Raw genomic sequence first — 22,469 nt, 5'->3', positions numbered from 1 at the left:
AAGAACCTCACGGAGGTCCGGTGGTATGGGTGCGACGGCAACGTCCTCCTCGATACCCTCGTGACGGGGGATGCCGGCCGGTTTGCGGCCGAGACGAAGTTCACCGGCCCGGAGTTCGGACAGTACGAACGTGCCCCGGCGAATGCGTCTACCGTCCAAAAGATCCGGGATGCCCTCGGACGGCAGCCTAACGGCTACAGCCTGGCCTCCTACGATGCGCTCTGGACCGTCGTCATGACCCGGACGCAGACCGACACCACGGACGTCTCGAAGTTGAAGATCGCCCTTGAGGGGACTGCAAAGGAATCCGGCGGGCCTCTGTTTGGGTCGGTGGAACTGAACGGGGCCGGCGACCGGTTGACCGCTCACTACCTCTTCTGGTCAGTGAGCGCCAGGCATGAAACCTACACCTGGACACCGGTTGCCCAGTATGATATCTGGGCGGCAGATCTCCCGCCTCAGTTTGAGCGCATCGATGCCTGAACGCCGGGGTGAACCCCGGCCTCTTTTTTAGAACACAGCACAGTATGCAAGAACTCCTTTGATCCCGCCGCACCTGAGGCGCTGGTGGGTGCTGACGGATAACTGGTCCTCCGGCCCGGGCCTGGACCGTAAAAAAATGCGGGTGTCTCGGCGTCTCACCCAATCGTCATCACAAACCGCAGCGCCGCGACGATCATCGGCATCGTGATGAGGAGGATCAGCAGCACCGTCACGAACCCGCTGATCGAGGCGACGACCCTCTGGGAGTACTGCGACCAGCCCCGGCGTTCGAAGAATCGCTCAACCCCCTCTTTCATCATGTAGCCGCCGTCGAGCGGGATGATCGGGATGGCGTTGAACATCCCGACCAGCAGGTTGAACCACCCTGTCCAGAAGGTGAGGTGGACCAGGCCCCAGAAGAAGGGGAACGGCTCCTCCCAGGCCATCTGCTCGGGGGTGCTTGAGAGCAGGACACCAAGTTGCAGGGTGTTGCCCTGGATGAAGGCGTCGATAGGGACAACTGTGAGGTAGATCGGTGCAAGCAGCCCGAGATCCGCGATGCTCCCTATCCGATCCTTCACCGCCGGGGCGCTGTAGTAGTAGACTCCCATAAACCCGGAGTCCCGTTCGCCATCGAGCACCTCCGGCCATTCGGCGAGCGTGAGCGTATACGTGCTCTCGACCCCGTCCTTTTCGGCCGTCAGGGTGACCGTCTCCCCGGGCCGTGTTCCGTCCATGATTGCCGCGACATCTTCCTGGGTTGTCACGGGGATGCCGTTTATGCTCGTGATGACCGAGTAGCCGGGGAGGCCCGCCTCGGCTGCCGGGAAGCCCTGGTAGACCCCCTGGACGAGCGGGACGGGGAGCGGCGTCGCCATCCCTACGAGGAGGAACATCGCCGCAAAGCATGCAAGCCCTATGACGATGTTGTTCGTGATCCCGGCGCCGAACATCCGGATCTTCGGCATCCCTTTCGCCGCATCCACATCCTCTTCATCGGGCTCGACGAACGCCCCTATCGGGACGACGGCGACGAGGAGGCCCATGCTCCGGACACGCATATCCTCGACTCGGGCGAGGATTGCGTGGCCGAACTCGTGGATCACCATCGTGAACAGGAGACCGATGATGACGGCCGCGGTGATCGGGATCGCCTCATTGACCCCCGGTATGGCGAGGATATTTCTTGGATCATAGATCCCGGTCGGTTCCGGAGTCTGCACCATAAGCTGCGAGACCGCAAGAACCAGGGTGAGTGTCATGACGACCGAGACCACAACGACCATCACGACCCCGAGCGTCGCGTAGGCCCGGAGCACGGGTCCTATCTTTCTAAACCAGTCAAAGAACCCGACCCTGTTGGTCTTGATCCCCATGATGGGGCCGAAGAAGGTGATATGATCGCGAAACAGCCCCCTCTCGCGGATATAATAGGCAATTAGAAGATACGCCAGGGTGAGAAGGAGGAGTATCTGGAGCCAGTTCATCACTCACGGTTGGCGCGCACGAAGCATAAATACTTCCGGGTTACTGATAATCCAGCAACGTTCTCTGAGAAAGGATCGCCACCGTCTTCCAGCTCCTGCGGGCGCAGGGCGGCGGATTCCCGTACTCCTTGATGTAATTGCGGAGGAACTCGATGGTCGTCGGGTCCGAGGGGTAGCCGCTCCCGATCTTTCCATACTGTTTCGCAAGTTCCCCGATCGCCCGGTCCCGGGTGACCTTTGCGACGATGCTTGCTGCACCGACGATCTTATAGCGGGCGTCGGCCCGGTGTTCGGCGATGATCTCGCAGGGGTAGTCCAGGCGGGCCGCGACTGCTCGACCGTAACGCTCGGCGTTTACGTCGCATGCGTCTACATAGGCCGATTCCGGCCGGAGCCCCATGAGCGCCTCGGCGTGGAGTTCGGCCACACACTCGTTCATACTCATTCTGGTCCGTGCCTCGTCGATCCCGGCGGCGTCAAGCGTGACGATCGAGATCGCGAAGTCGCGAAGGAGGATCTCATAGAGTTCCTCACGCTGCTTCGGTCGGAGGGCCTTTGAGTCGCGGACGGGGAGGGCGGCAATATCCTCAATCTCCCGGCACCCGACGGCGGCAACAACCATGGGGCCGAGGACTGAACCCTTCCCCGCTTCATCCACCCCGCAGATCATACCTTCCTGTTTCATTCGCAAGATATTTCAAGGGCAACGGTCGAATCCAGATGGATGTACACCATCATCGTTGGCCTGGGCGGAATCGGCCGAAATTTGACCGCGATCGCCGTGAACGCCGGTGATTCTGTGGTGGTGATCGATCAGGACGAGGAGCGTGCAAGCGACATCCTGGAGCACTACGATGTCCTCGCCATCACCGGAAATGCGACCGACAAATCGGTGCTCGAAGATGCCGGGATCGATCGGGCCGACGCCCTGGTGGCCACCACGAGCGACGATGCCGTGAACCTGATGACCTGCTGGCTCGCCAAGCGTTACAACGTCCGAAACGTCGTCTCGATCGTCAACCAGAGAGAGCACTCGGACCTCTTCAACGAGGTCGGTGTGAAGATCAGTGAAAATCCCGACGAACTGGTGGCGACCCGGCTCTATTACTGGGCAAAAAGCCCTAACCTCCAGCAGGTCGCCTCGATCCCCGGAGGAACCATCTTCGAGATCGTTGCCGAGGAAGGTGCGCCGATCGTCGACCACGAGATCCGCGAACTCGAGGTCCGCGACTTCGTCTTCATCGCCATCCGGCGCGCAGGGGGCGATCTCATCATCCCGAGCGGTGCCGTCCGTATTCGGCCCGGGGACGTCATAACGGTCTTTACAAAAAAGGAGGCGGAAGGTGATACGATAAAGACGCTCACCCGACAGTTGAAACGGTCAGGCTAGAGCGTCTTTAAGCGCTTTAAGCTCGAAGAGCATCTTCGGGTTGCGCTTGATCAGTTCCTTGATGAGCGCCGAGACCGAGAACTCCTTGAGGCTGATATTGGCGATCGAGTCGGCGAGGGTGTTGAGTTTCGCATCGTCGAGGGTGACGAAGTACTCCTTGACCTTGTAATTCCGCTCGATGGTCGCGCCCATCTTCGATGCACGCCACTCTCTGTCGTAGCGCATCAGCGCATCTTTCGAGCAGTTGCCCGCCTCGATGCACTCCGTGGCCACCTCACCGGCGAGCCTTCCGGTGTACATGGCGTTCCCGATCCCGCCGCCGGTGATGGGATCGACGACCCGTGCTGCGTCGCCGGCAACGATGAGGCCGTCGGCAACCGTGCAGGCGAGCGGCCGGCAGACCGGAACCCCGCCCACGATCGCCTCAATCGTCTTTCCGTTTGGGAAGTTCTTCGCGATAAACCGGTCGAGGTAGTCTTTTGCCCGGGACCCGTCGCGGCTCTTGCGGCCGGAGATGCCGATCCCGACGTTTGCGGTCCGCTCGCCCTTCGGGAAGACCCAGAGGTAGCCTTCGGGCGCGACCTCGTTGCCCAGGTAGAAGTCGGTGGATCCTGCGTCGATATCGATATCCGTCATCAGGTACTGAGCGCAGCTCATCATCTCCCGGAGGGGGACGACCGTATCGAGCCCGGCCCGGCGGGCGAACTGCGCCTCGGTGCCGTCGGCGGCGATGACAACCTCGGCCCGGATCTCTGCCGGCCTTCCGATCGAGATCACGTTCGCACCCCGGACGGCTCCGTTCTCCATGATCGGCGCTGTCGCCCGGGTCTTGACGGCCACATCCGCCCCGGCCTCGGCAGCCTGCCAGACGAGTTCCCGGTCAAAGACTTTCCGGTCGAGGACGTAGCCGACCTCGTTTCCTGCCCTGTCCTGTTCGAGGGCGATGGTGGTGCCGTTCGGCGCGATGAGCCGGGCCCGCTCGATATCTGCGGAGATCCAGCGCGGATCGGGTTTGACGAACTCTTTTAGGAGCTCTTTGCCGATTCCCTCCGCGCACCGGACCGGTGTGCCGATGGCAGGGCGTTTCTCGATGAGGCAGACCGAGTTTCCTGCCTCGGCGGCGGTCTTTGCCGCGAGCGCGCCTGCGGGTCCGCCCCCGATGACGAGGATGTCGTATTTACTCTTCATGGACTACCTCCAGTGCTCCAAGCGGGCATGCCCGTGCGCAGGTGCCACAGGAGATGCATTCCCGCTCAAGGCTGAGGTACGCGTCGATCAGTTCGAGCGCATCCTCGGGGCAGACTGCGACGCAGGTGCCGCAGTATCCACACTTGTCTCGGTTTATCCTGAGCATTGTACTCATATTATCGTCTGTCCCGCAAAAACCTTTATGCACCTTGCGTGAGTTGCAGCATTGAAATCCTCGCTTCCGTTGCTGGATCGATGGTCGGTCCTCCAGTGCTCTCCGGACACGGGTGCTCCACTGGTCTATTTAATATGAGTTAACACAAATTCATCTGGGAAACGGGGATGCTATGGGGCTGAAGGGTGGACCCACGCAGGATGAAGTCATGGCCGTCTCGCTTGCAAAACTCGGGTTACGTCCGGGCGACCGGGTGGTCGATGTCGGGTGCGGAACAGGCAAGGTCGCGATCGCCGCATCGGCCGTGGCTGAACGCGTCTATGCAATTGATCGGCGGCCGGAGGCTATCGCGTATGCCCGGGCCGAGGCCGCCGCCGCCGGCGCCGAGAATATCGAGTTTTTCGAGGGTGACGCGGTGGAGATCATCCCGAAGATCGACCGGATCGACGCCGCCTTCGTCGGCGGCTCCCGCCGCCTGCCCGAGGTCCTCAACCTCCTTGCCGGGAAGGTGAGGGGGAGGATCGTCGTGAACGCGGTGATGGTCGGGACGCTTCAATCGGCGATCGAGAGCATGCAGCGTCTCGGGATCTTTTCAGAGGCCGTTCACCTCCAGGTCTCCAGGTCCGCCGGGATCGCCGGCGGGGTGATGTTTAAACCCATAAATCCTGTCTATATCATCGTCGGAGGTGTCGGATGCTCGTAGGCGTGGGGCTCGGGCCCGGCGACCCGGAGCTCCTGACGCTCCGGGCGGTCCGACTTTTACGTGAAGCATCGGCGGTCTTTGTCCCCGGCAACCTCGCCTACGAACTGGTTCGTCCTTACCGTCCCGAGGCCGTTGTCCTCGACTTCCCGATGACGAGCGATGAGGCCTACATACGGGAGTGCCTTGAGGCGAACGCCGCCCGGATCGCGCCGTATGCAAAGGACGGTCTCGCGGTCTTTGGGATCATCGGGGACCCGAACTTCTACTCGACCTTCTCCCGGCTCTGTGAGGTGATCGCATCCCGCTACCCCGAGATCACGTTTGCGACCGAGCCCGGGATCAGCTCCATCACCGCGTTTGCCTCCGTCGCGAACGTCCCGGTGAACAGCGGGTTCCTCGTCTCGGACGGGAGCGAACCGGAGTCCCGGATCTTCATGAAGGTCAGACGGCCCGCGGCGCTCGCGGCCTCCCTCTCAAAGGAGGGATACTCGGAGTTCGTCCTCGTCGAGCGGATGTTTTTGCCAGAGCAGCGGGTCTACCGGGGGGACGAACTCCCCGAGACGAGCGACTACTTCTCAATCCTCTTTGCGAGGCGGTCGCATGCATAAGTTCTACATCGTGGGTGCGGGGCCGGGGGCGCCCGATCTCATCACCGTCCGCGGCATGGACCTCCTCCGGCGGGCGGACGTCCTCATCTACGCGGGCTCGCTCGTGAACCCGGCCCTGGTTGCAGAGTCCGGCGCGAAGGTGAAACTCGACAGCTGGGGGATGAGTCTACCCGAGATCGTGGATGCGATCGAGGAGCACGTCCGGGCGGGAAGACTCGTCGTCCGGCTCCACTCCGGCGATCCGTCTCTCTACGGTGCGATCGTCGAGCAGATGGCGGAGCTTGAACGGCGCGGGATCGAGGCCGAGATCGTCCCCGGGGTCTCGTCGCTCTTTGCGGCCGCAGCGGCCCTAAAGACTCAACTCACCCTCCGCGGCGTCTCCGAGGGGCTGGTCGTCACCCGCCCGGCGGGGGCGACGCTTGAAGAGGACTTGATCCCGGAGTTATCCCGGCTTGAGCAGACGATGGTGGTCTTCCTCGGGACCGAGCGGATGGAGGAGGTCCTCGCCCGGGTGGAGTGCCCGCCGGAGACCCCGGCGGCTGTTGTCTACCACGCATCCTGGCCCGACCAGAAGGTCATCCGGGGGACGGTGGCTGATATCGCTGCAAAGGCCCGGGAGGCCGGGATCGAGCGGACGGCGCTGATCATCATCGGGAAGGCGGTCGTTGGGGCGGCCTCGGGCTACGGGAGGTCGGTCCTCTACTCATGACCGGGACTGTGGTGATCGCCCTCGAGCGGTTCCTCCCCAAAGCCCGCCGGCTTGCCGATGCGCTCGGCGCAGATCTTCTGCCCTACGGTCCGGAAGTCTTCCGGACGGCATTTTCTGCCTACGATCGGATCGTCGCCCTGATGTCGGCCGGAATAGCCGTCCGGGGGATCGCACCGCTCCTTTCCGACAAGTGGCGGGACCCCGCGGTGGTGGTGGTCGGCCCCGACCTCCGCTACGCCGTCCCGGTCGTCGGGGGGCACCACGGCGCAAACGATCTTGCCCGGGAACTTGCCGCTCTCGGGGTCACGCCGGTGATCACGACCGCGACCGAGGCATGCGGCCGCGAGTCTGTCGAGGGGATAGCCACTCGCACGGGGTGCGACGTCGTGAACCGCTCCTCCACCCGGGCGGTGAACGCCGCGATCCTGGACGGCGACGTCCCTCTCTATACGGTGACCGGGACCGGGATCGTCGTCGCGGGTCCGGGGGTCGCCCTCCTCGTCCGGAAGGGGGAGTACGTCGTCGGCCTTGGGTGCCGCAAGGGCGTCGGGGCGCCCGAGGTGGTGGAGGCCGCCCGGCGGGCTCTCGAGGCTGTCGGGATCACGGAGAGCGAGGTTCTTGTCTACGCGACGACGGCAAAGAAGCGTCACGAGACAGGGCTTCTTGAGGCCGTCGCGGAGCTCGGGGGAAACCTCGTCTTCTTCGACGACGAGACGCTGAATGCAGAGGCGGCCCCGTCGCCCTCGCGAGCCGATCTGATCGGGCTTTCCGGGGTTGCGGAACCCGCGGCTCTTGCAGCCTCGAAGAGGAAGGAACTGGTGCTTGCCAAGCAGACTTATGGGAGTGTTACCGTTGCAATCGCGCGATAGGAGTGGAAGACTATATATCGTCGGGACCGGTCCCGGCGACCTGCTGCAGATGACGCCCCGGGCGCTCAAAGCCCTCGGCGAGGCCGACTGCGTCATCGGCAACGGGTTCTATCTCGACCTCGTCGAGCCGATGCTCGCTGGAAAAGAGGTCATCCGGAGCGGCATGGGCCGCGAGGTCGACCGGGCGCGACGTGCCCTCGATCTTGCAAAAGACCGTGTCGTCGCGATGGTGAGCGGCGGCGATGCCGGAGTCTACGGGATGGCGAGCATCGTGCTCGAGGTGGCCGAACGGTCGGGATCGAATGTCGCAATCGAGGTCATCCCCGGGATCACGGCCGCGCTCTCGGCGGGGGCGCTTCTGGGGTCGCCGCTCTCGGGCGACTACGTCACGATGAGTCTCTCGGATCTCCTCACCCCCTGGGAGGAGATCGAGCGGAGGCTCGATCTGGCGTTTCAGATGCGGGTTCCGGTCGTCCTCTACAACCCCCGCTCCCGGGGGAGGCAGCATAACCTCGATGCGGCGATCGCGATCGCCCGCCGCTACCTCCCGGCAACTACACCGGTCGGGGTGGTCAAGAACGCCTACCGGATGGGGGAGGAACGGTTGATAACGACGCTGGGCGAGTTCGGCGATCACTTTGCCTTCGTGGACATGCACTCGATCGTCTTTATCGGCGGAGAGGAGACGAGAATCTGGAGAAGTGAGACTGATGCGAGAGGAATCATCACGCCCCGGGGATACCACCGGAAATACGTATACTGATCTTGCTGCGGTCACCCCGGAGGCCTACGCAATAGCGAGCACGAGCCGGAACCTGGCCCGGGAGATGGTGGGTGACGCCACCCTCGAGGACCGGATCCGGCAGCGGTGCTCGGTTGCGGTCGGCGACTTTGCGATGGCTGATCTTATGCGCTTTTCCGGCGACCCGGTCGAGGCCGGGGTCGCTGCACTCAAGATGCGTGCGCCGATCATCACCGATATCAGGATGGTGCAGACCGGCATCCTGAAACGCGGGCATTCAAGCGAGGTCCTCTGCGCCCTCGATTACGGCGAGGATATCGCCCAACAACGTGGGATTACCAGGACGTCCGCGGGATTCTTTGCCCTGCGCGATCGACTTGAGGGCTCGGTCGTGGTCATCGGGAACGCTCCGTCTGCGCTCCTCGGCGTCTGCGATATGGTCCGGGAGGGGCTCCGACCGGCGCTCATCATCGGGACCCCGGTGGGATTTGTGAACGCGGCGGAGTCTAAGGAAGTGCTCCGCGAGTTCGATCTGCCGTCGATCTCGAACGTCGGGACCCGCGGAGGGACGCCGGTTGCGGTAGCGGCGATGAATGAGATCATCACGATCTTTGCCGAGCGTGCTGGCCATGCGGGACCCGGTTACTGATTTCGAGTACCCCGAGGCCTGGGTCGCGGCCTGCCGCTCGCCCGACCTCCTCCCTGACGTGGAGAGGGGGCTTGCGGTCCTGACGGCGTCCGGATCGGTCCTCCGCCGGGGGTTTACGACCGGGACGACCGCGGCCGCTGCCTGCAAGGCGGCGGTCCTCTCGCTTGCCCTCGATACCGTAAACGAGGTCGAGGTCACCCTTCCCTGCGGTATCACGGTCAGCCTCCCGGTGGACGCCTATCGCGGAGAGGCGTCGTGCCGGAAGGACTCCGGGGACTACCCCTCGGACGTGACCGCGGGGCTTGAGTTTACCGCGACCGCGGTCTCCTCTCTCTCGGATGGCGTCCAGTTCGTTCCGGGCGCGGGGATCGGGAGTTTCGCCCGCAACACCCACCGTCACCGGCTGGGGACACCGGCAATCAGCGATCCGGCGCTCGACTGCATCAAGCGCTCGATCGGTGAGGCGGTTGAGCAGGCGGGTCTTTCTGGGGTAACGGTCATCCTCACGGTCCCCCGGGGGGCCGAGGTGGCGCAAAAGACCTTAAACCCGAGGATAGGGGTGCAGGGCGGGATATCGATCCTCGGGACGACCGGGCTCGTCGAGCCGTGGGACGACCACATGACGGAGGGGGTGCTCGACCGGATTGCCCGCACGAATGCGGTCGTGCTGACGACCGGGAGGCTCGGGCTGCGCTACTCCCGACTCCTCTTCCCCGACCGGGAGGCGATTCTCGTCGGGAGCAAACTCGAGGAGGCGCTCCGGGTGGCCGACGGTGATACGGTGATCTGCGGGCTCCCCGGCCTTATCATGAAGTTCATGAACCCGAATGTTCTCGAGGGCACCGGGTGCGCGACGGTGGAGGAACTCTCGACGACCTCGCTCTGGGATGAGGTGGCCCGCCGGGAGTTAGCGGCTTTCCGGGACCGCTACCCCCGCGTCCGGGTCGTGATCGTCGACCGCAGCGGCCGGATCATCGGGGAATCGCCGTGAAGATCGTCGGCGTGGGCTGCGGGCCGGGGATGCTGACCGCGGAGGCGGCGAGGATCATCGCTGGCGCTTCGCTCATCTACGGCTCGGCCCGGGCGATCGAACTTGCGCGGGATGCCATCCCGCCGGAGTGCGAGGTGCACGAGATCACGGATTACCGAAGCCTTCGCTCCCTCCCAGACCACGCGGTCGTCCTCTCGACGGGAGACCCGATGCTTGCGGGGCTCGGCTACCTCCCCGGCGAGGTCGTCCCGGGGATCTCCTCGCTCCAGGTTGCCTTCGCCCGGCTCAAACTTCCGCTCACAAGGGCGGCGATCGTCTCGGCCCACGGGAAGGACCACATCCGTGCGGTTGCCGACGCTAAAAAAGAGGTCCTTGCGGGCCGGGTGGTCTTTCTCATCGCCGACCCGGCCTTCAAGGTAGGGGCACTCGCGGCCGCCCTACCGCCCCGGATCCGGATTGCCGTCTGCGAGGACCTCGGCTACCCGGCGGAGCGGATCGCCGTCGGGACGGCCGCGGAGCCCCCAACACCCCGGGGCGACCTTTTCGTGGTGGTGGCGGGAGATTTTTAAGAGACGGACGATTGGGGCTCCACCCTCACGCATCGATCTATCTCCCCCTTCCGGAACTCGTAGCCTGACCGGAGGAGGTCGAGGAAGATTGTCTGGTACGCCCCTCGTTCGCAGAGCTCGAGATGGTAGCGGTGAACCGTCGATTTTGTACCATACCGCGCCGGCACATCGCTCCAGGCGCACCCGGTGGTGAGGACGTACAGGATGCCGTTGAAGAGGCATCTAGGGTCCCGGCGCGGCCGGCCGATATGAGGTTTCTGAGGCAGGAGGTGTCTCTGGATAATCTCCCAGAGTTCGTCGTCGATCTCCCGAAACGCCATAGGCCTTGCATGTCCTCGGAGGCCTTATAGTTTTGGGATGGGTAGTGTTCGGGGCCCGGCGATAAATGTTCTCAGCGATCGCGCGGATCGTAGTTCATAACGATGATCTCATGGATCTTGCCCCGCCCCGCCCCGTCGCAGTTGATCATCCGTCTCGCCGGGACCCGGTCTATATAATAGTCCTTATAGAGATCATCGAAGAATCCGTCATTTGGGTCGATGTTTTTCGGGTCCGAGTTGCTCAGCATGAGTTTCGCGCCCTTCGCATCGCATTCTGCATAAAACGCCGCAAGACGCTTCTGCTCAGCGTCGTTAAACCCCCCTTTCGAGTACTGCGTGAACGAGGATGTCCGGTTCAGGGGCCGATACGGGGGGTCGAAGTAGACGAAGGTCTCTTCGGATATGTAGGGTCTAGACTGCGTGAAATCGCCGAGATGGATGGTGGTATTCTCAAGCGCGAGGGAGTCGGCCCGGAGCAGATCTTCGTGCAGGATCGTCGGGTTTTTGTATCTGCCGAACGGGACGTTGAACTCGCCCCGCGAGTTTACCCGGTATAGGCCGTTGAAGCATGTTTTGTTGAGAAAGATAAACTGTGCAGCCCGCTCCACCCACCCCTCGCCGTACTGCGCGAAGTTGATGCTCCTCTTTCTGCGATTGAACGTATCCCGTATGGCGTAGTAGTACTCTTTGCGCCTGGCATCGTCCCGGGAGAGGAACGCGTCGCTAAGATCGCTTAAGCACTCGATGAGTCCTTCGACGTCGCGTTTTACGACGTTGTAGACGAGGACGAGCTCCTCGTTGATATCGAATATATGGCACTCTCTGAACCCAAAGATGCTGTTAAAATTGAAGTATACCGCCCCGCCACCCATGAACGGCTCGACAAAGACCGGGAGGGCTCCGGCTGTGAGGTCTTTAGGCACTCTTTTCGTGAACGCATCGAGCAACTGCGCCTTTCCGCCTGCCCACTTGAGAAACGGTCGTGCGAGGGGTGTATTTCTTGTCATCTTAATCCGGGTGAGTTCTTCAGGTATCGAGAAAGGTTTGCACTGAGACTGTTTAGTATTGCCTTTTCTCATCCGGGTCTGGAGCCTTGCGCTTTCTGCCGGGGAGGCAGGATCCCCTCCCGCTTTAGCATCTTCTCGATGGACCAGCGGCCCCGGCCGAATTCTCTTCCGAGTCTCTCGATGGCTGCCTTCTTTGTGCTCCCGGACTCGATCAGTATCGCGAACCTGGAGACCAGGGCTCTCCGGTCGCTGTCGGTCCAGGGCCTGCCCTGGTTCTTTGGTCTCTCTGTCAGTGGCGTCCTTAACGATTGCAGCAGGCATCCGGGCTTGATACCCCTCAACTCTCTCACCCGGAGATCGAATATCGGTCCGGATATCTCAAACCCGGTCGCCCGGCGGTTGAGCCCGATGGCCGCTCTTGCAGTCGAGAACCCGCCAAGAAACATGTCGCAGACGAGGTCGCCCTCGTTGCTGCTGTACTGGAGCATCTTGATGAGCAACTCCGCCGGCAGCTCGTTCTTGTTCTTTGTCTGCCCGGGTTTGTATTCCCGGTTGATGCACCAGACGTCCTCGCGGTCCCGGTAGTTGGGCGACCGGCCGTCCGCCGTCCTCTCCCAGGCCCCGTACCGGGACTCGAGGTTGAACGTCCTCTCGCCGCCGGGTTTCTCGTAGTAGAGGATGTGGTAGTGGGAAGAGACGTACTTCCTGCTCGTATAGACGCCGAAGTTGTAGCGCCATATGATGTGGTTGACCTCGCGAAGGTGCGTCTTGCGCAGGGCATGGAGGATGTGGTAGAGGTTGGTGTAGCCCGAGACGATGTAGATCGACCCGCCTGGCCTCAGTATCCGCTCGGCCTCCCGGATCCATGCGAGGCTGAACTCTCCGTAGCGGTGAGCGGGAACCTCGATGTACCCGTCGAGGACGAACCTCTCGTCCCGGTTGTAGTGCTGGTGCAGCCGGTCGCCGTTGATGCCGTAGGGGGGGTCCGTGATGATCAGGTCGATTGCGTCGTCGGGGATATGCTCTTTCGCCCCGGCGATGCAGTCACCGTTGTAGAAGATGTTGCCGTTGACCTCCTCATACCTCATGTAACTCTCCACCCCGGCTTACACGTAGATCACGTGGGCTGCACGAGAATATCTCTTCACCGCTCCGAGGTGCCTGTGATCATTCCCGGCGGAATTTTGGGATGGTACAGGCGATCCACCCGCTTACCCGCGCAGTTATATACGATCGGTCCGAATTTCAACGGACAGCAGGAGAAAAACAACTCTTAGATCTTTACATGACGGTAGGTTTCAATGAAACACAGGCTTCATCCTCCAGCGAAGTGAGGGGGGGCAGGCGAAAGACCCCTCCCATGGGAGAGCGGCCGCAGCATGAACGTATAGCGGAACTCCAGGCCGAGATCGAGATGCTCCGGCGAGAGAACGCTGCACTTCTCTCCCTGAAGGATGCCCTGCAGGGGAGCGAGGAACGTTACCGGCGACTCTTTGAGGACGATCTCACCGGCGACTTTCTTGCCTCCGTCGATGGCCGGATCCTCGCATGCAACCCGGCGTTTCTCCGGATATTCGGGTTTGCCTCAATCGAGGATGCGCTGCAGACGAATATCAGGGATCTCTACGCCGACCCTGAGGACCGGGACCGGCTCCTCGAACGCCTCGAAAGAGAGGGAAAGGTGGAGAACGAGGGCATGGCCCGGAGGCGCCGGGACGGCAGTTACATTCACGTCGTCGAGAACCTGGTCGGGCGTTTTGATGCAGACGGCGAACTTGTTGAGATCCAGGGTTATACTTACGACGATTCGGAGCGGAAACGAGCGGAAGATGCCCTGCAGGAGAATATGAGGTGGTACCAGCAGATTCTCGATAACCCATTCGTCGGGTACGTCCATTGTGAGATAGTCACCGATACCGCCGGCAATCCCGTTGATATCGTCTACCTGGAAGTCAACAGGGCATTCGAATTCTTTACCGGGATTGGGCGTGATGCGGCCCTGCACCGGCGGGTGACCGAGTTCTTTACTCCCGAAGAGGTCACCGATCTCATCACGATCTACGGGAGGGTGGCGCTGACGGGTGAATCTGCGACGTTTGAGTACCCGCTCCCGTCCCTCTCGCGGTGGTTTGAGGTCACCGCGTTCTCGTTCGAACGGGGGCGGGTTACAGCATTCTTCACCGACATCACGAAGCGTAAGCGGGCGGAGGCGGCCCACCGGGAGAGCGAAGAGCGGTTTCGTGCGGTGCTCGAGAGTTCGCTCGATGTAGTCTATCGGCTCAACCTGCAGACCGATCGCTACGATTATGTGAGCCCGGTTGTTGGGGAGATCCTCGGTGTTACCCCGGGGGAGATGACCACGATGGACCATGACGCGTTCATGGACCGCGTCCATCCTGAAGATCGTCCGGTGGTTGAAGAGGAGTTTTATAAGTCCATTCTCAGGACGAAAGGGTTCCTTGTGTACCGGTTCCGGGCAAAAGACGGCCAGTATCGCTGGCTTGAGGATCACTTCACGGTCATCGACGATGTGAACGGCTGGCCGCACTTCCGGAGCGGGATCTTTCGTGATATCACCGAGCGAAAGCAGACGGAGGAGGCCCTCCAGCGTCACGCGGCTGAACTTACACGGATCCACCGGGATCTTGAGTCCGCCCACCGGGAGGCGAACCTCTACCTCGATATCCTGACTCACGACATCAGGAACACCGAGAACGTCTCAAACCTCTACACCGAACTCCTCCTCGATTCCGTGGAGGGGGAGGCGGTCGGGTATCTGGTGAACCTGAAGCGGAGCATAACAAAGAGCATCGAGATCCTCGGGATGGTCTCGAAGATCCGGCGGATCCATGCAGGCCCGCCTCTCCTTCGCCCGACCGATCTCGATGCGGTCATCAGGGCCGAGATCGCCCACTTCCCGGAGGTCCCCATTCATTACGAGGGGACCACGGCTACGGTCCTCGCCGACGATCTCCTCTCCGAGATCTTCACGAACCTGATCGGCAATGCCGTCAAGCACGGCGGTCCGGGCGTTGCGATATCCATCCGGGTCGAGGCGGATGAGGTGGGGTTCTTCCGGGTGACGGTCGCGGACACCGGGCGGGGGGTCCCGGATAGCCAGAAAGACGTGATCTTCCACCGCTATGAGAGGAAGCAGCGTGGTGTGGGCGAGGGGCTCGGGCTCTACCTTGTCCAGATCCTCGTCGATCGCTACGGCGGCAGGATCTGGGTCGAGGACCGGGTGCCGGGCCGCTCGGAACAGGGGGCGGCGTTCTCCTTCCTGCTCCGGGAGGCGGAAGGAGTGCCGGTGCGGCCGTGAGATTACAGGAAGATGAGACCTGCTCTCACGCGGCCACCCGTCCTTTCTTCTTATTCAACCGCCCGGATCACCGCCACCCTCCACTCCGTCCCGTGGAGCCCGGTGGTCGTCCAGGTGATCTCCTTCTGCACCGTCTCTCCTCCGTCGGCGGCAAACTTGTATGTCGCGGTGCCGTAGCGCTCGCTGACGACCCGCTGGGCCGTATCGAGCAAGTCCGGGTGATCGGTGTAGAGCGGGTCTTCAAACATCATCCGCCCGATCTGGGCCGGGTCGGTGTCGTAGATCACCCGTCCGTCCGTCTGGAGGACCATCACCTGGTAGGGGGTGCCGTCCGCCGCCGGGCCGGCGATCTCTCCGATCAGGACTTCCGGCCGGAAGACGATGGAGGTAAAACCGACGAACCGATCCTGACCGGTAACGATCGGCGTGGAGATAACCACCGCCGGGATGCCCTCCGCGACCGTGATCACCTCGCTCATGATCGGCCGTTTCGACGCGAGGATATGCCGGACGTTGGGTTGATCCCTGAGGTCCGAACCTTCGACGCCGTGGAACTCTGCCGGCTCGGCAGCGAGGAGCGTGCCTTCCATGTCGGAGGCCGTGCAGTCGACGATCGACGGGTCGGCGCTGCTCAGGTTTATGAGGACCCCGCGGGCGGCAGTGTCGTTGAGATCCGTCTTCCCGAGATCGAACGCCGCATGCGCCAGGCGGCTGTCCAGGGCCTCGAGTGCCGTGGTGATATCGGACTGCAGGCGGATGAGGAGCACCGTCGCATCCTGCTCAGTCGCGGAGACGGGCGCCGTTGTCGGCTGGCTCAGCGCTGAAAAGCCGGCGACGACGGCAACGAGGACTGCTGCGACCGCAATGATCCATGGGTATGATTGAGAATCCATCTGCTCACTTAATAAAAGAGATCGAGAGATCTTCATTTAAAGTATCCGAAATCTGTCAATTTATCTTGCGGGGTGAAAGAGTCGAAGAATCGGCAGAAAGCAATACGGAGACTTGTTCGATGCCATGAAATGGTCGCCGACCAGAGGAACGGTTTGGAATACAGGTGTGCGAGGTGGGATCTTCGGCTCGTAGAGCGAGAGTGGATCTGTCCTGACTGTGGTAACCATCATGACCGCGACATCAACGCGGCGATCAATATCATGGAGTTTGTCCTGCAAGAACAGAATTTTGTTGGAATAGCAGGTGCGGAACGCACCGTAGAGTTTGTGGGCCTGCCTCAAGAGAGGAGGGATGAAGCAGGAAGCTCCGCTCGAGAGCGCGGGGTAGTTCACGACGTATCCCACCGGATATGAGCATAATCCCCTCCGTCGGGGAAGGCCAGCCGTCCGTCTTCACGGAGGAGAAGTGTTTTTTGCAGATACTCCAGGACAACCTCCCGTTGCCGGTCCCCAGCAGCAAACAGACGATCCGCAAACTCTTCGAGCGCCTCTATGTGGTTGGAGAATGTACGGGAATCTTTCAGCGGGTACACCGAGAGGTCTGCCATAATGCCCGCCTGATACAATGCATTCCAGATAAGATCTGCGTACGGCCGCCCGATGTACTCCTCGTTGTGCAGTGCCTTCCACAGGTCCGTGTTGATCTGTGCCCACGACGGCGTGGTTAAGAACCAGAAGATGTGCACCTGCTTGTTTGCAACCGCGTTCATCTTCAAGAGCGCATCCCGCAGATCCGGCACCGCAATTGCAAACGAGGAGATTACGTAATCGAACCTGCCGATCGAATTCACATCCACATCCTCCCAGAGCTGCGGCACAACGGCGATCCGCCCAGAGACACCCAGACGCGCCCTGTACTTCTCCATGGAGACCGTCATCGGGTGCGACGGTTCGACAACCGTCACCCGGCACCCCCGTTGTGCAAGCGGCACAGCGAGTGTTCCGGGACCCGCGCCGATATCCAGAACCGTTGAACCCGCAGGAAAATCCAGGCAGGCAAGCTGGTCGGAGACGCGGTCGATCGTTCCCTTGATCAGATCCTCTGCCATCCGGTCGACATTCTTCTGGATCGAGAAGAGTTCCGCGCAGGACCTGTAACCCGTAATCCGCCTCTGCAATTCGCATCGCTCATTCCATCCCTTATTTGCATCGCTCATTCTTAGTGCTCCTCCCGCTTGAGGTCCGATGCTGTCGAGGGATCCGCCGTTCCCCTCGAACGCCGGCCTCCTCACGGCAATGATCAACCCATGTTTCACATCGTAACACAATAAAGTAACACCAAGTGAGATGAGAAAAGGATTCGGTAGAAATAAATAGGCACATGTACAATCCGGAATAGGAATATCATGACGCTTTCCGGATCCAGCAGAAGACTCCGTTATTTCACCATCGGTTTGCTGATTCTCATCTCCTGCGCCTTTGCCGCAGGATGTATTGGTACTTCGGCCGGGGGGGAGACCGGATCAAAGACCATCAAAGTGGCGACCCTCAACGTCATCAAGGCACCGTCATACCTCGGGGACTATAATTTCGGCCTGATGAACGCCATCGCTAATCCGGCACTTCTGCAGATGGACAACAACAGCAATATCATCGGCAACGTCGCGAGAGAATGGTACGCAAACGACGATTGTACCGAATGGACGTTTGTCATCGACGATAGATATCACTGGAGTGACGGAACCCCGCTGACAGCCGAAGATGTCGCTTTCACCCTCAACTACCACGGCGAGAAGATTGCCTCATCCGCCTGGATCGCAGATACCCTCATCGATACCAGAGTTGACGGCAACACCGTCACGTTCACCTTCAACAAGCCCTATGCCCGACTTGATCTGGAACTTCTCTCCTACTTTATCATTCCAAAACATGTCTGGGAGACGATCGACAAGCCTGAAGAGTACGCCAGCACCGGCCCCTACGTCGGTTCTGGTCCATACTACATCGAAAATATCGACATCAACGCTGCGGTCCTGAAGTTTGCCAGAAACCCGTACTGGAAGGGAGATGAGCCCTACTACGATACCGTTGAAGTCCACTGGTTCGCCAATGCCGATGCCGCAAGTCTTGCACTCGAAAACGGCGAAATGGACACTTACTGGACGTACGCGGCTTCGTACCCTTACGCATCCGTTGCATCCCTGGAGAAGAACGATAGGTTCGGTATCCTTGAAACTCCGTCCATCGGTCTCTGCTTCGTCGGGTTCAACCTCAAAGAAGGAGCAGGCGCTGATCTGAACTTCAGAAATGCCGTCAGTTCAGCAATCGACTACGACGAACTCGTGACCATCTGCACGCTCGGTTACGGTGCTGTCCCAACCCGCGGATTCGTGCCGGAGGGGATGTCGTATTACAAAGAGATGCCCGCATTAACCTACGACCCCGAGTCCGCCAGAATGCAACTGGAAAAAGCCGGATATCTCGATGTGGACGGCGATGGATACCGGGAGAATCCCGACGGTTCCGACCTGAAACTCAGACTCGTCATCCAATCCGCTTACGACCGCGAGGGCGAACTCGTGGCTGAATACCTCAGGGACGTCGGCATCGACGTGGATCTCAAAAACGTCGAGGCAACCACCTGGTATGACATCAAAGACAACTACCAGTACGACATCACCATCACCCGCACGACCCCATGGGGTATGCTGATGCACGCAAACTGGGGAACCGGCTACTTTGATAGTAGAAGAACCGGCCAGGGTGTCCTGCACAACCTCGACGACCCGGACTTCCTCAACCTCTGCGACAAGATCCTTGCGACGACCGAGGCTGCAGACCTCGAGCGCTATGCAGAAGAGTTACAGCAGTACTACTCCGACAACCTGCCCGGCATTGCGATCTACTGGAAGAAGGACGTAACCCCGATCAACAGAGAGATCACCGGCTGGTACTCATCGCAGTTTAAGGGGATCTTCAACGAGATCAACTTCCTGAGCATTCACCCGGCAACTTAACACTCAATTTTTCCGGTACGGACATGACCCTCCAGAGAAAAATTATCCGCTACGCCGCGTCACTGCTGGTTATCCTCCTCATAGTCTTCGCGCTCCCTCGTATCATGCCCGGAAATCCGGTGATGTTTCTCATCGGTGAGGATGTGATCGTGACCCCGGAAGTCCTGGCCGATCTCAACGCCCGGCTCGGTCTCGACAGACCGGTTCCCGAGCAGTTCTATCTCTTCCTGCAGGGACTCTGTGCCGGCGACCTCGGCTACTCCTACCATCTCCACAGCCCGGTTGTCTCCCTGATCGGAGACCGCGTCGCCTGGACATTGCTTCTGGTCGGCACCTCGCTCCTCATCGGTTATGCGGCAGGGATCATACTCGGGACGTGGGCCGGGTGGATGAGCGACCATAAACCCGCAAAAGCCCTGACGGGGGCAAGCATCTGTATCTCCTGCATCCCCCCGTATCTGCTCGGTCTGACTCTCTTCTCGATATTTGTCTATCACCTCAACTGGTTTCCGTACAAAGGCCTCTACACAACGCCTGATATCTGGAGCGTGATGCATCACCTGGCGCTGCCGGTCGCAACACTCGCCCTGTTTGTCTTCGCCCGCAACCTCCTGATCATGCGAGGCTCGGTTCTGGCTGAAAAAAACCAATTATATCCGCAGTTCGCCCGATCACTCGGCGTTCCCGGCCGGAAGATACTTTACGGTCACGTGATGCGAAACGCCATCCTGCCGATCCTGACGCAGTTTGCAATTGATTTCGGGTTTCTCTTCTCCGGCGCATTATTCATCGAGATCATCTTCTCGTTAAACGGGCTTGGAACGCTGATGTACGATGCCATCCTCACCCGCGACTACCCGGTCCTCTCCGGTCTGTTCCTGGTGATTGCGGTGATGGTAATCCTTGCAAACGTGATCGCCGACATTCTCTACGGGGTGATCGATCCGCGGGTCACAAGAGAGGGAGTATGAAGCACCGCTACTTCCTTCCGTTTGCGCTCATTGCAATCTTTGCAGCAATGGCAACCTTTCCTGACCTGATTGCACCGTTTACACCGACAGAACGGTTTTCAGCATATCAGGCGCCGGACGCGGCGCATCTCTTCGGGACGGACGACATGGGTCGAGACATCTTCTCATTGGTTGTCTATGCGGCACGGTTGTCGCTGCTCATCGGGTTTGCCTCCGGTGCCGTGGCGATCGTGATCGGGGCGGCGATCGGGCTTGCCGCCGGGTGGCGGACCGGCATCCTCGACGATCTTCTGATGGGGACGACGGATATCGTGCTGATCCTCCCCAAGATCCCGCTGGTGATCATTCTTGCGGCGTATCTGACGCCGGGACCGTGGCTGCTGATCCTGGTGCTCGGCCTGCTGTCGTGGGAGTCGGTCGCCCGGGTGGTGCGGTCGAAGGTAATGCAGGTACGGTCGGCGGATTTCATACTGGCGGCACGTTGCCTTGGGTTCTCGGAGGCCAGCATCATTCTGCGCGAGATCCTGCCGGTGGTATTTCCGGTTGTCGTACCGAAGTTCGTCCTGGTGACGGCGTCGGCGATGATATCAGAGGCGTCGCTCTCGTTCCTCGGTCTGTCCGATCCGACGATGCTCTCATGGGGTGTGATGATCTCGGATGCATTCAATCACGGCGGGTTCATCCGGGAGATGTGGTACTGGTGGATGCCGCCGGCGATCTGCATCATCCTGGGTGTTCTGGCGATCACGAGCCTTGCGTTTCTGCACGAACGCGGGAACCGGGAGGTGATGCAGTTATGAAGGACGAGCCGCTGCTCGAAATCGAGCGCCTCTCGGTCTCGTTTCCTGGTGCAGACGGCGGCCGCATCCGGGCGGTGCGGGATGTCTCGTTTGCGGTTTCCGCAGGCGAGACGGTTGCCATCGTCGGGGAGTCCGGGTGCGGAAAGTCGGTTATCGCACAGGCGGTGATGCGGCTTCTTCCACCGGGCACGGAAGTCTCCGGCTCGGTGGTCTTCGGCGGGCAAGACATTCTGGCCGCTTCCGAAAAGGAGATGGAAAAGATTCGCGGAACACGCATGGCGATGGTATTCCAGAACCCCGAACGGGCACTGAACCCGGTGCTCCGGATCGGGCGGCAGCTGACCGAGCCGATGGTTCTGCATGGACTATGCCGTCGAGAGGAGGCAGAGGAGAAGGCCCTTGAGGCCCTTACCGCGCTCGGTCTGGATGCGGCGACGATGCGGGCGTATCCGTGGATGTGTTCGGGCGGAATGTGCCAGCGGGTGCTGTTTGCGGCGGTGTCTCTTCTGCAGGCGGAACTGGTGATCGCGGACGAGCCTACGAAAGGGCTTGATGCGGACCGGATCCGCGATCTCGAGGAGATGCTTGCCGGGATCACGGCGGACGGCCGGACGGGCCTGGTGCTGATCACGCACGATATCGGGCTTACGGCGCGACTTGCTGATCGGGTTCTGGTGATGTACTGCGGGATGATCGTTGAGGCGGGATGGGCGACGGACGTTCTCACGGCTCCGGCGCACCCCTATACGCGGGGGCTCCTGGGTAGTCTGCCGGAGAACGGGTTCCGCCCGATTCCCGGGATCTCGCCGGCGCTCTTGGATCTCCCGTCCGGCTGCGCGTTTCATCCCCGGTGCGGCGGTGCGGACGAGGAGTGCAGGCGCTCTGTTCCTCCGATGCGGGAGAACGGCGGCCGGCAGGTGCGGTGTTTCCGATGCTGATCCTGCGTGCTGAAAAGATTTCAAAATCATACGGGGATCAGGCGGTATTTGAGGATTTTTCGTTTGAACTTGCGGTGGGGGAGACGGTGGGGCTGGTCGGGCCGTCGGGGTGCGGGAAGAGCACCTGCGCCCGGATCCTCGCGGGACTTGAGAGGCCGCAGTCCGGGACGGTGGAGTTCCGCGGGAAGGATATTACAGGGATGAGCCGCCCGGAGTATGGAAAGTTCCGGCGGTCGGTGCAGATGATCTTTCAGGATCCGGCAGGGTCGTTTAATCCGGTCAGGACCATCGGGCAGTCGATGTCGGCAGTTCTGACGCTTACGGGCGTTTCAAGAGCGGATCATGCGACAGTCCTTGCCGGGGCATTGCAGCAGGCGGGCCTGCAGCAGGAGATCCTGTCGCGGTATCCCGATCAGATCTCCGGCGGGCAGGCGCAGAGGGCGGCGATTGTGCGGGGGCTGCTTGTCTCGCCGTCAGTGATGATCCTGGACGAACCGACGAGTGCGCTGGATGTCTCGGTGCAGGCGCAGATTCTGCATCTGTTAAAAGAGGTTCAGCGGGAGCGGGAGATTTCGTATGTCTTCATCTCGCACGACGCGGCGGTCGTATCGTTCATGGCGGATCGGGTTGTGCGGTTGTGA

The 22,469-nt window shown here is 61.0% G+C and carries 26 protein-coding genes; 17 read left to right on the top strand and 9 right to left on the bottom strand.

Annotation, left to right across the window (positions count from 1 at the left end):
- Positions 1-483 (top strand): hypothetical protein (locus ACI94_RS09080; protein ID WP_286681339.1); only part of this gene is annotated, 483 nt, incomplete at its 5' end.
- Between the two features lie 155 nt (positions 484-638).
- On the opposite strand, the gene ACI94_RS09075 is transcribed toward ACI94_RS09080, so the two are convergent.
- Both ACI94_RS09075 and rnhB read right to left on the bottom strand, forming a co-directional pair.
- A complete protein-coding gene (locus tag ACI94_RS09075; protein WP_066957421.1) occupies positions 639-1,970 on the bottom strand; it encodes a site-2 protease family protein in 1,332 nt (443 codons plus the stop codon).
- Between the two features lie 40 nt (positions 1,971-2,010).
- Complete coding sequence (gene rnhB / locus ACI94_RS09070; RefSeq protein WP_224732767.1) at positions 2,011-2,655, bottom strand: ribonuclease HII; 645 nt, start codon at positions 2,653-2,655, stop codon at positions 2,011-2,013.
- Positions 2,656-2,694: 39 nt separating this feature from the next.
- Between rnhB and ACI94_RS09065 the strand changes: the two genes are divergently transcribed.
- On the top strand, positions 2,695-3,360 hold the full coding sequence (locus ACI94_RS09065; protein WP_066957419.1) for a TrkA family potassium uptake protein: 666 nt from the start codon (positions 2,695-2,697) through the stop codon (positions 3,358-3,360).
- Here ACI94_RS09065 and ACI94_RS09060 read toward each other — a convergent pair.
- Both ACI94_RS09060 and ACI94_RS09055 read right to left on the bottom strand, forming a co-directional pair.
- A complete protein-coding gene (locus ACI94_RS09060; protein WP_066957418.1) occupies positions 3,352-4,548 on the bottom strand; it encodes an NAD(P)/FAD-dependent oxidoreductase in 1,197 nt (398 codons plus the stop codon). The two genes, ACI94_RS09065 and ACI94_RS09060, sit on opposite strands and share 9 nt — an antisense overlap.
- Complete coding sequence (locus ACI94_RS09055) at positions 4,538-4,714, bottom strand: 4Fe-4S binding protein (protein ID WP_066957416.1); 177 nt, start codon at positions 4,712-4,714, stop codon at positions 4,538-4,540. The genes ACI94_RS09060 and ACI94_RS09055 overlap by 11 nt, the downstream gene beginning before the upstream one ends.
- Before the next feature lie 181 nt (positions 4,715-4,895).
- On the opposite strand from ACI94_RS09055, the gene cbiT reads away from it, so the two are divergent.
- The 8 genes from cbiT to ACI94_RS09015 are packed head-to-tail and all read left to right on the top strand — an operon-like array spanning position 4,896 to position 10,563.
- Complete coding sequence (cbiT, locus tag ACI94_RS09050) at positions 4,896-5,426, top strand: precorrin-6Y C5,15-methyltransferase (decarboxylating) subunit CbiT (RefSeq protein WP_066957414.1); 531 nt, start codon at positions 4,896-4,898, stop codon at positions 5,424-5,426.
- Positions 5,417-6,034, top strand: coding sequence for a cobalt-factor II C(20)-methyltransferase (locus ACI94_RS09045; RefSeq protein ID WP_066957412.1), 618 nt, complete (start codon positions 5,417-5,419; stop codon positions 6,032-6,034). Before cbiT ends, ACI94_RS09045 begins: the two co-directional genes overlap by 10 nt.
- On the top strand, positions 6,027-6,743 hold the full coding sequence (locus ACI94_RS09040) for a cobalt-precorrin-4/precorrin-4 C(11)-methyltransferase (protein WP_066957410.1): 717 nt from the start codon (positions 6,027-6,029) through the stop codon (positions 6,741-6,743). The genes ACI94_RS09045 and ACI94_RS09040 overlap by 8 nt, the downstream gene beginning before the upstream one ends.
- The gene (cbiG, locus tag ACI94_RS09035) at positions 6,740-7,612 is read left to right on the top strand and encodes a cobalt-precorrin 5A hydrolase (protein ID WP_066957407.1); all 873 of its coding nucleotides are present in this window, start codon (positions 6,740-6,742) and stop codon (positions 7,610-7,612) included. The genes ACI94_RS09040 and cbiG overlap by 4 nt, the downstream gene beginning before the upstream one ends.
- A complete protein-coding gene (gene cobJ, locus ACI94_RS09030; RefSeq protein WP_066957405.1) occupies positions 7,581-8,375 on the top strand; it encodes a precorrin-3B C(17)-methyltransferase in 795 nt (264 codons plus the stop codon). The genes cbiG and cobJ overlap by 32 nt, the downstream gene beginning before the upstream one ends.
- Positions 8,323-9,003 carry a precorrin-8X methylmutase gene (locus tag ACI94_RS09025; protein ID WP_066957403.1) on the top strand — a complete coding sequence of 227 codons (681 nt, stop codon included), beginning with the start codon at positions 8,323-8,325 and terminating at the stop codon, positions 9,001-9,003. Before cobJ ends, ACI94_RS09025 begins: the two co-directional genes overlap by 53 nt.
- Positions 8,984-9,994, top strand: coding sequence for a cobalt-precorrin-5B (C(1))-methyltransferase (locus tag ACI94_RS09020; protein ID WP_273259047.1), 1,011 nt, complete (start codon positions 8,984-8,986; stop codon positions 9,992-9,994). The genes ACI94_RS09025 and ACI94_RS09020 overlap by 20 nt, the downstream gene beginning before the upstream one ends.
- Positions 9,991-10,563 carry a cobalt-precorrin-7 (C(5))-methyltransferase gene (locus tag ACI94_RS09015; RefSeq protein WP_066957398.1) on the top strand — a complete coding sequence of 191 codons (573 nt, stop codon included), beginning with the start codon at positions 9,991-9,993 and terminating at the stop codon, positions 10,561-10,563. The genes ACI94_RS09020 and ACI94_RS09015 overlap by 4 nt, the downstream gene beginning before the upstream one ends.
- Here the strand turns inward: ACI94_RS09015 and ACI94_RS09010 are convergent.
- The 3 genes from ACI94_RS09010 to ACI94_RS09000 form a co-directional block, all read right to left on the bottom strand.
- On the bottom strand, positions 10,560-10,883 hold the full coding sequence (locus ACI94_RS09010) for a transposase (protein ID WP_066957396.1): 324 nt from the start codon (positions 10,881-10,883) through the stop codon (positions 10,560-10,562). The two genes, ACI94_RS09015 and ACI94_RS09010, sit on opposite strands and share 4 nt — an antisense overlap.
- A 71-nt stretch (positions 10,884-10,954) precedes the next feature.
- Complete coding sequence (locus ACI94_RS09005) at positions 10,955-11,890, bottom strand: DNA adenine methylase (protein WP_066957739.1); 936 nt, start codon at positions 11,888-11,890, stop codon at positions 10,955-10,957.
- A gap of 68 nt (positions 11,891-11,958) precedes the next feature.
- On the bottom strand, positions 11,959-12,978 hold the full coding sequence (locus ACI94_RS09000) for a site-specific DNA-methyltransferase (protein WP_273259044.1): 1,020 nt from the start codon (positions 12,976-12,978) through the stop codon (positions 11,959-11,961).
- Between the two features lie 272 nt (positions 12,979-13,250).
- On the opposite strand from ACI94_RS09000, the gene ACI94_RS08995 reads away from it, so the two are divergent.
- Positions 13,251-15,209: a PAS domain S-box protein gene (locus ACI94_RS08995; RefSeq protein WP_066957394.1), complete on the top strand. Its 1,959-nt coding sequence runs from the start codon at positions 13,251-13,253 to the stop codon at positions 15,207-15,209.
- 50 nt (positions 15,210-15,259) lie between these two features.
- Here ACI94_RS08995 and ACI94_RS08990 read toward each other — a convergent pair whose 3' ends face one another.
- The gene (locus tag ACI94_RS08990) at positions 15,260-16,102 is read right to left on the bottom strand and encodes a cache domain-containing protein (RefSeq protein ID WP_286681338.1); all 843 of its coding nucleotides are present in this window, start codon (positions 16,100-16,102) and stop codon (positions 15,260-15,262) included.
- Positions 16,103-16,231: 129 nt separating this feature from the next.
- On the opposite strand from ACI94_RS08990, the gene ACI94_RS08985 reads away from it, so the two are divergent.
- Positions 16,232-16,516: a zinc ribbon domain-containing protein gene (locus ACI94_RS08985; protein ID WP_273258570.1), complete on the top strand. Its 285-nt coding sequence runs from the start codon at positions 16,232-16,234 to the stop codon at positions 16,514-16,516.
- Here the strand turns inward: ACI94_RS08985 and ACI94_RS08980 are convergent.
- Positions 16,492-17,319, bottom strand: coding sequence for a bifunctional 2-polyprenyl-6-hydroxyphenol methylase/3-demethylubiquinol 3-O-methyltransferase UbiG (locus ACI94_RS08980; RefSeq protein ID WP_286681337.1), 828 nt, complete (start codon positions 17,317-17,319; stop codon positions 16,492-16,494). The genes ACI94_RS08985 and ACI94_RS08980 overlap by 25 nt on opposite strands.
- 189 nt (positions 17,320-17,508) lie before the next feature.
- Between ACI94_RS08980 and ACI94_RS08975 the strand changes: the two genes are divergently transcribed.
- Genes ACI94_RS08975 through ACI94_RS08955 form a run of 5 tightly spaced genes read left to right on the top strand, consistent with a single transcriptional unit; the run spans position 17,509 to position 22,469 of the window.
- On the top strand, positions 17,509-19,119 hold the full coding sequence (locus tag ACI94_RS08975) for an ABC transporter substrate-binding protein (RefSeq protein ID WP_273258572.1): 1,611 nt from the start codon (positions 17,509-17,511) through the stop codon (positions 19,117-19,119).
- Positions 19,120-19,142: 23 nt separating this feature from the next.
- Positions 19,143-20,090, top strand: a complete 948-nt coding sequence (locus ACI94_RS08970) for an ABC transporter permease (RefSeq protein ID WP_273258574.1) — start codon at positions 19,143-19,145, stop codon at positions 20,088-20,090.
- A complete protein-coding gene (locus tag ACI94_RS08965; RefSeq protein ID WP_273258576.1) occupies positions 20,087-20,890 on the top strand; it encodes an ABC transporter permease in 804 nt (267 codons plus the stop codon). Before ACI94_RS08970 ends, ACI94_RS08965 begins: the two co-directional genes overlap by 4 nt.
- Positions 20,887-21,828, top strand: a complete 942-nt coding sequence (locus tag ACI94_RS08960; protein ID WP_286681336.1) for an ABC transporter ATP-binding protein — start codon at positions 20,887-20,889, stop codon at positions 21,826-21,828. Before ACI94_RS08965 ends, ACI94_RS08960 begins: the two co-directional genes overlap by 4 nt.
- Positions 21,822-22,469 carry an ABC transporter ATP-binding protein gene (locus ACI94_RS08955; RefSeq protein WP_286681335.1) on the top strand — a complete coding sequence of 216 codons (648 nt, stop codon included), beginning with the start codon at positions 21,822-21,824 and terminating at the stop codon, positions 22,467-22,469. The genes ACI94_RS08960 and ACI94_RS08955 overlap by 7 nt, the downstream gene beginning before the upstream one ends.

The sequence above is a fragment of the Methanoculleus sp. DTU007 genome (assembly GCF_001512385.1).
Classification (GTDB): domain Archaea; phylum Halobacteriota; class Methanomicrobia; order Methanomicrobiales; family Methanoculleaceae; genus Methanoculleus; species Methanoculleus thermophilus.
The sequence above is the reverse complement of the archived record's forward strand: the minus strand, read 5'-3'. Positions and strand labels throughout refer to the sequence as shown.